General features: G+C 68.9%; 8 protein-coding genes. All 8 read right to left on the minus strand.

The genetic code is table 11. The features are described 5' to 3' along the window. Positions 1-216 (minus strand): acyl-CoA thioesterase domain-containing protein (locus tag VML93_RS13245; RefSeq protein ID WP_325611218.1); only part of this gene is annotated, 216 nt, incomplete at its 3' end. 9 nt (positions 217-225) lie between these two features. After that, positions 226-1,134, minus strand: coding sequence for a pyridoxal 5'-phosphate synthase lyase subunit PdxS (gene pdxS, locus VML93_RS13250; protein ID WP_325611219.1), 909 nt, complete (start codon positions 1,132-1,134; stop codon positions 226-228). A gap of 99 nt (positions 1,135-1,233) precedes the next feature. Next, positions 1,234-1,818 (minus strand): TetR/AcrR family transcriptional regulator, encoded by a 585-nt coding sequence (locus VML93_RS13255; protein ID WP_325611221.1) that lies wholly within the window; start codon positions 1,816-1,818, stop codon positions 1,234-1,236. A 51-nt stretch (positions 1,819-1,869) separates the two neighbouring features. Further along, positions 1,870-2,307 (minus strand): nitroreductase family deazaflavin-dependent oxidoreductase, encoded by a 438-nt coding sequence (locus VML93_RS13260; RefSeq protein WP_325611223.1) that lies wholly within the window; start codon positions 2,305-2,307, stop codon positions 1,870-1,872. Between the two features lie 30 nt (positions 2,308-2,337). Next, positions 2,338-3,078, minus strand: coding sequence for an SDR family oxidoreductase (locus VML93_RS13265; RefSeq protein ID WP_325611224.1), 741 nt, complete (start codon positions 3,076-3,078; stop codon positions 2,338-2,340). A gap of 201 nt (positions 3,079-3,279) precedes the next feature. Next, positions 3,280-4,326 (minus strand): NUDIX hydrolase, encoded by a 1,047-nt coding sequence (locus VML93_RS13270; RefSeq protein ID WP_325611226.1) that lies wholly within the window; start codon positions 4,324-4,326, stop codon positions 3,280-3,282. After that, positions 4,326-5,450 carry a glycosyltransferase family 4 protein gene (locus tag VML93_RS13275; RefSeq protein WP_325611227.1) on the minus strand — a complete coding sequence of 375 codons (1,125 nt, stop codon included), beginning with the start codon at positions 5,448-5,450 and terminating at the stop codon, positions 4,326-4,328. The genes VML93_RS13270 and VML93_RS13275 overlap by 1 nt, the downstream gene beginning before the upstream one ends. Then, positions 5,450-6,352: a phosphatidylinositol mannoside acyltransferase gene (locus VML93_RS13280; RefSeq protein WP_325611229.1), complete on the minus strand. Its 903-nt coding sequence runs from the start codon at positions 6,350-6,352 to the stop codon at positions 5,450-5,452. Before VML93_RS13280 ends, VML93_RS13275 begins: the two co-directional genes overlap by 1 nt. Between the last annotated feature and the right edge of the window lie 115 nt (positions 6,353-6,467).

Genomic DNA, 6,467 nt, shown 5'->3' on the forward strand with positions numbered 1-6,467 from the left:
CGTGCGTTCCTGGGCATCTCCGGGCCGCAGGAAGTAGCCGTGCAGCGAGTGGACCTGGTAGCGCGGGTCGACGGTGCGCACCGCCGACACCAGCGACTGGCCCGCCACGTGACCGCCGAACGTGCGCTGCAGAAAACCCGATTCCGGGCTGAACACGCTACCGCGGTAGATGTTGACCTCGAGTTGCTCGAGATCAAGGATCTCCTCGATCGCCACGGGATGTTTTTACCAGCCGCGCTCGGCCAAGCGGTGCGGTTGTGCGATGTCCGCGACGTTGATGCCGACCATCGGCTCGCCCAATCCGCGCGACACCTTGGCCAGCACGTCGGGGTCGTCGTAGAACGTGGTGGCCTTGACGATCGCGGCGGCGCGCTGCGCGGGATCTCCGGACTTGAATATGCCCGAGCCGACGAACACGCCCTCGGCGCCGAGCTGCATCATCATCGCCGCATCGGCGGGGGTCGCGATGCCGCCCGCGGTGAACAGCGTGACCGGCAGCTTGCCGGCGCGGGCGACCTCGACGACGAGTTCGTAGGGCGCCTGCAATTCCTTTGCCGCAACGTATAACTCGTCCTCCGACAAGGACGTCAGCCGGCGGATCTCGGCGCCGATGGCCCGCATGTGCGTGGTCGCGTTGGAGACGTCGCCGGTACCGGCTTCGCCCTTGGAACGGATCATCGCCGCCCCTTCGCTGATCCGTCGCAGCGCCTCGCCCAGATTGGTCGCCCCGCACACGAACGGCACGGTGAACTTCCACTTGTCGTTGTGGTGGGTGTAGTCGGCGGGGGTCAGCACCTCGGACTCGTCGACGTAGTCCACACCGAGGCTCTGCAAGATCTGCGCCTCGACGAAGTGCCCGATGCGCGCCTTGGCCATCACCGGGATGGTGACCGCGGCGATGATGCCCTCGACCATGTCGGGGTCGCTCATCCGCGACACCCCGCCCTGCGCGCGGATGTCGGCAGGCACCCGTTCCAGCGCCATCACCGCGACGGCGCCGGCGCCCTCGGCGATGCGGGCCTGCTCCGGGGTGACGACGTCCATGATGACGCCGCCCTTGAGCATCTCGGCCATGCCGCGCTTGACCCGCGCCGTTCCCGTTTGCCCGCTGCCGTTCTGCGGTGCGCTGTCCACTAACTACCTCAATCGTCGCTGTCTCATGTGCTACCGCTGGTGCCAGTCCAGTGTAGTGGCCGCCACCAGCCGAATTTCCGGTGACGGGCGCTCGGCGGCTCACCGAAGGGCGGCCTCGAGCAGCACTTCGGCGGCGGCTTTGGCTGCCGCGGCGGCGTTCGGGTCCCGGTCCATCCGCGCGCTGAGCCCGCTTCCGTCGTAGAGCAACTGGAGCTGGCGGCCCAGGACTGCCGGGTCGGAAGCACCGGCGTCGCGGGCAAGCTCGATGAATATCCCACGAACTTCGCGGCGGTAGTCGTCGGCCGCCTGCGCAATCGCGCCGCCGTCCGGGGCTTCGGCACTGGCGGTGACGAAAGCGCAGCCGCGGAAGGTCGGTTCGGCGAACAGTTCGGCCTGGGCGTCAAAGACCGCCAACAGGCGCTGACGGGGATCGCTATGGCGTTCGACTGCGCGCCATAACCCGGCCGATGTCGCTGCGTGGCGCGACTCCAGGTAGGCCCGAACCAAGTTCTCTTTGCTTCCGAAGGTGTTGTACAACGACCCTTTGGCGACTCCGGCGTGCTCGATGACCCGGTCGATGCCGACCGTCTGAACGCCTTCGGCGTAGAACAGGTCGTCGGCTGCCGCCAGCAGCCGCTCCCGGGCGGACGCCTTGCGGCCGCGGTGTCTGGTGTCAGTGGGCACAGTTCCCTGGCTCCTTCTTGCTATAGACAGCTCTGTCTAGTTTATCCGGCTTTATCCGCCGACGGGTTCGAGAACGACGACCGGGATTTCCCGTGCGCCGGCCTTGGCGCGGTATTCGGGGAAGTGCGGCCAGTGCTGTTCGGCGACCGCCCACATCCGGGTCTTCTCGTCACCGAAAACCTCCCGGGCGCACAGCCGGTGCTTCACCGCGCCGTCCTGTACCCAGACGTCGGGGTGGACGGTCAGGTTGCGATACCAGGCCGGGTCGGTGGGAGCCCCGGCATTGGAGGCCACCGCGATGTAGCTGGCGCCATACGGAATGCGCATCACCGGATTCTTCCGAATCGCGCCGGTCCGGCCGCCGATCGTCGTCAATATGACGACCGGCCGGCCCTCCAGCGTCCCGCCATCGGCGCCATCACTGGCCTCGTAGCGGGCCACCTGGTCGCGGACGCGGTCGGTCGGGCTGGGGAGGTAAGTGTCGATCATGTTCGGTTCCTTCTAACTTCGGCTCGAGTCTTAGATGGCGGTGCGTCCGCCGTCGACGGGGATGACGGCGCCGGTGACATAGCTGGCCTTGTCCGACACCAGGAATGCGACCACCTCGGCGATCTCGTCGGGCTGAGCGGCGCGGCCGAGCAGCGTGGTGGCACCGAGCCCGGTGATCAGGTCCTCCCCTGCGCCGCCGGTATAGACCGGGCCGGGTGCGACGGTGTTCACGCGCACACCGGCGGGGCTGTACTCGGCGGCCCACGCCCGGCTCATCGCGGTCAGGGCGGCTTTGGTTGCGCCGTAGGCGGCTGCGCCGGAGAGTCCGATGTGGCCGGCCATGCTGTCGACGCTGACGATGCTGCCGCGGCCCCGCTCGGCCATCCCCGGAGCCAGCGCGGCAACCAGTTGGTACGCGCCGCGGACGTTAGCGGCGAACAGCTCGTCGAAGGTGGCATCGTCGAGTTCGTCGGTGGGACCGAACCAGGAGAAACCGGCGTTGTTGACCAACACGTCGACCGCACCGGCATCGGCGGCCAGCGCGGCAACGCTGCCGGGTTCGGCCAGATCTGCGGCCATAAAGCGCGCCCGCCCGCTGCGGTCCTCGATCGCTTTGACGGTCTCGGCGCCGCGCACCACGTCGCGACCGTGCACGATCACCTCGTAACCCCGATCCCCGAGCGCGAGGGCCACTGCCTGACCAATGCCGGACGTCGCTCCGGTCACCAAGGCTTTGGGCGCCTGCTCTGGGTAGCTGTGCTGCTCGGACATGACCACTCCTCGTGTTTGATATTGATTAGACCTGTCTGTCTAATGCAGTCAGATTAGACAGACAGGTCTAATCAATGCAATCCGGGTGGGACGTGAGCTCACTCACACGATGCCGAGCAGACGCGATAGCACCCGACACCGCGCGCGTGCGGGTGCTTTTGCTGGGGGTACCTCCCGCTTGCGGGAGACTGCTCGCGCTACCTAGCGGATCGACTCCAGCTGGCGCGGGCGGGCCAAGACGCGGCTGTCGGCCAGCGCGGCCGCCTCGGCGAGCCGTTCGGCAAGCTGCAGCGGGTACACGATCTGCCCGGCGGCCACCAGCTCGGCGATGTCGCCGGCGCTGCACCATCGATGGCCGTGGATGTAACGGCGCTCCAGCTCGGTGCGGCCCGCGGTGGACGGTTCGAACCGCTGCGTGCGGTACACGAAGAAGAACTCTTCGCTGTCGATCAGCGAGTCGTTGAACTCGAAGACCTCGTCGCGTCGCCAGACGGGTCCGATCATCTCGGCCGCCGCGACCCGCAGACCGGTTTCCTCCGTCAGCTCCCGCGCGGCGGCTTCGGCCAGCCGCTCGCCTTGCTGCACTTCGCCGCCGATGGTGAACCACCACCTGGGCGCGTCACCCCCCTCGCGCGCGGTGATCCCCGGATCCGAACCGCACAGCAGCAGCACCGCGCCTGCGTCGTCGAGCAACACCACCCGGGCCGACGTGCGCTGATTGAGCACGCCGTGATCGCCGTGCGCCAACGCGTGCGGCCGCTCCACGATCTCGAAATAGCTTGGCAGCTTGGCGGTTCCACCGAGCCGCAGGGCGCGGACCATCGGCCGGGCGCCCAGCGCCAGCGTGTCGCGGACGGCGTCGTTGTGGAACCGCCGGGCCAGCAGCACCCGTGCCTCCGCATCGGCCAGTTCGGCGATCAGGCCCGCGGGCAGCGAAGCCGGATCGACCATCGCGAGGACGGCCGAGAGCTCGTTCTCCGCGTTCTCGCGAGCCTGCCGGGGCGCGCACTCGGCGGCGTCGGCCAGCGCCGCCAGCCGCTTGCCCTCCCGGGAGCCGCCGTACGCGTCGAGGGCCACCGCGCGCGCCACCACCGCGCGCCGCGCCAGCGCGCTGTCCAGCGCCTGCCAGGACAGGTCGTAGCGGACGTTCAACCGGTCCAGCCGGTTGGCCGTTTGGAAGGCCCAGAGGCCCACGAGCGCCAGCAGCACGACGGCGACGACGATCGCCGCCACCACCCAGGCCGTCATCAGCTGGCCACCTGGACCTTGGCGCCCGACCCGGCGACCGTCTCGTATACCCGCATGATCTGGCTGGCGACCACCGACCAGTCATACCGGGCGACCGCTTGCGACCCCGCCGCCACGTAACGTTCCCGCAGCGCGTCGTCCTCGAGCACCGCGATGAGCCCATCGGCCAGCGCGGTGCTGTCGCCGACCGGCACCAGGCACCCGACCTCACCCTCGCGCAGCACCCGCCGGAATGCGTCCAGGTCACTGGCCACCACCGCAGTGCCGGCGGCCATCGCCTCCACCAGCACGATGCCGAAACTCTCACCGCCGATGTTGGGCGCGCAGTAGACGTCGGCGCTGCGCATCGCCGAGGCCTTTCCGGCGTCGTCCACCTGGCCGAGAAACCGGATGTGCTCCACGAAATCGGCTGCCTGGCTGCGTAATTGGTCCTCGTCGCCGCGGCCGACGATCAGCAGCTGCAGGTCCGGGAAACGCTCCAACACCTTGGGCAGCGCTTCGAGCAGCACCGCCATGCCCTTGCGGGGCTCGTCGTAGCGGCCCAGGAACAGCACCGTCTTGCCCGGCCGCGGATACCCGTCCAGCAGCGGCGCCGAGGCCAGCGACCCGACGTCGACCCCGTTGGGGATCTCCACCGCGTCGCTGCCAAGCGCCTCCATCTGCCAGCGCCGGGCCACGTCGGACACGGCGATCCGGCCGACGATCTTTTCGTGCCAGGGCCGCAGCACGCCCTGGAAGACGGTCAGCGTCAGCGATTTGGTGGTCGAGGTGTGGAAGGTCGCCACGATCGGCCCCTCGGCGACGCGCAGGGCCCACATCGACAGGCTGGGCGCATTCGGTTCGTGCAGATGCAACACGTCGAAATCACCCTCGGACAGCCACCGCCTGACCCGGCCGTGCACGGCCGGACTGAACTGCAGCCGCGCCACCGAACCGTTGTAGGGAATCGGGATGGCCTTGCCGGCGGAGACGACGTACTCGGGCAGCGACATCTCCGGCGACGCCGGCGCGAGCACGCTCACCTCATGGCCCCGGGCGCGCATCACCTCGGCCAGTTGCAGGACATGCGACTGCACCCCGCCCGGCACATCGAACGAGTACGGACAGACCATCCCGATCCGCATCACTCGCCCTTCAGCTGCGCCTGTCTGGCATCGGACAGATCGGCAAGCCACTGGGGCTGCAGCATGTGCCAATCAGCGGGATGGCCGGCGATGTTGGTCGCGAACTTGTCGGCCAGCGCCTGGGTGATGACGCCCACGTCGCCGCTGGTGCAGTCCAGCGGCTCTTGGATGTGCAACCCCCAGCCCCCGTTGTCCTCGAACCAGCAATGCGCCGGCAACAGCGCCGCCCCGGTCTGGATCGCGAGTTTGGCGGGCCCGGCCGGCATCCGGGTGGCTTCACCGAAGAAATCCACCTCGACACCGGTGCGGGTGAGGTCACGCTCGGCCATCAGGCACACCATCCGGTTGTCGACCAGTCGCTCGCACAGCACCTCGAAGGGAGGGCGACGGCCGCCGGACATCGGCAGCACCTCGAAGCCGAGGCTCTCGCGGTAGTCGATGAAACGCTTGTACAGCGACTCGGGCTTGAGCCGCTCCGCGACGGTGGTGAAGGTGCCGCGCGTCTGCACCAGCCAAACCCCCGCCATGTCCCAGTTGCCGCTGTGCGGCAATGCCATCACGACTCCGCGGCCGTCGGCCAGGGCCGCGTCCAAATTGTCGGCGCCGCGGAACGCCTCGTCGAGCACCTTGGACAGCGACTGGTGGTTCATCGTCGGCAGCCGGAACGCCTCTCGCCAGTAGCGGCCGTAGGACTCCAGCGAGTCGCGCATCAGCGCGTCCGGCACCTGGGCGGGGCGCACCCCGATGACGCGGGCCAGGTTCTTGCGCAGTTGCTCGGGCCCGCCGCGGCGGGCCGCGTAGCGGGCCCCGGTGTCGAACGCGTTGCGCGCGGCGAACTCCGGCATCGCCCGCACCGCCCTCCAGCCCGCCGCGTACGCCCAGTCGGTGGCGGTGCTGGTCATCAGCCGGCGTGCCAGCCGCCGCTGTGCCCCGATGATTTTCAGGCCGCCGGGGGTGCCGGGAAAGGTATAGGTCACGTTCCACTCGTTTTCGGTGCCGGCGTGCGATCGGTGGCCC

Source organism: Mycobacterium sp. (assembly GCF_035499775.1).
In the GTDB taxonomy this organism is placed as follows: Bacteria; Actinomycetota; Actinomycetes; order Mycobacteriales; family Mycobacteriaceae; genus Mycobacterium.

What these genes read in the sequence shown, in the direction of transcription:
- VML93_RS13260 (WP_325611223.1), bottom strand. Translation starts at nt 2,307, where the DNA reads ATGATCGACACTTACCTCCCCAGCCCGACCGACCGCGTCCGCGACCAG.
- VML93_RS13265 (WP_325611224.1), bottom strand. Translation starts at nt 3,078, where the DNA reads ATGTCCGAGCAGCACAGCTACCCAGAGCAGGCGCCCAAAGCCTTGGTG.
- VML93_RS13270 (WP_325611226.1), bottom strand. Translation starts at nt 4,326, where the DNA reads ATGACGGCCTGGGTGGTGGCGGCGATCGTCGTCGCCGTCGTGCTGCTG.
- VML93_RS13275 (WP_325611227.1), bottom strand. Translation starts at nt 5,450, where the DNA reads ATGCGGATCGGGATGGTCTGTCCGTACTCGTTCGATGTGCCGGGCGGG.
- VML93_RS13280 (WP_325611229.1), bottom strand. Translation starts at nt 6,352, where the DNA reads ATGACCAGCACCGCCACCGACTGGGCGTACGCGGCGGGCTGGAGGGCG.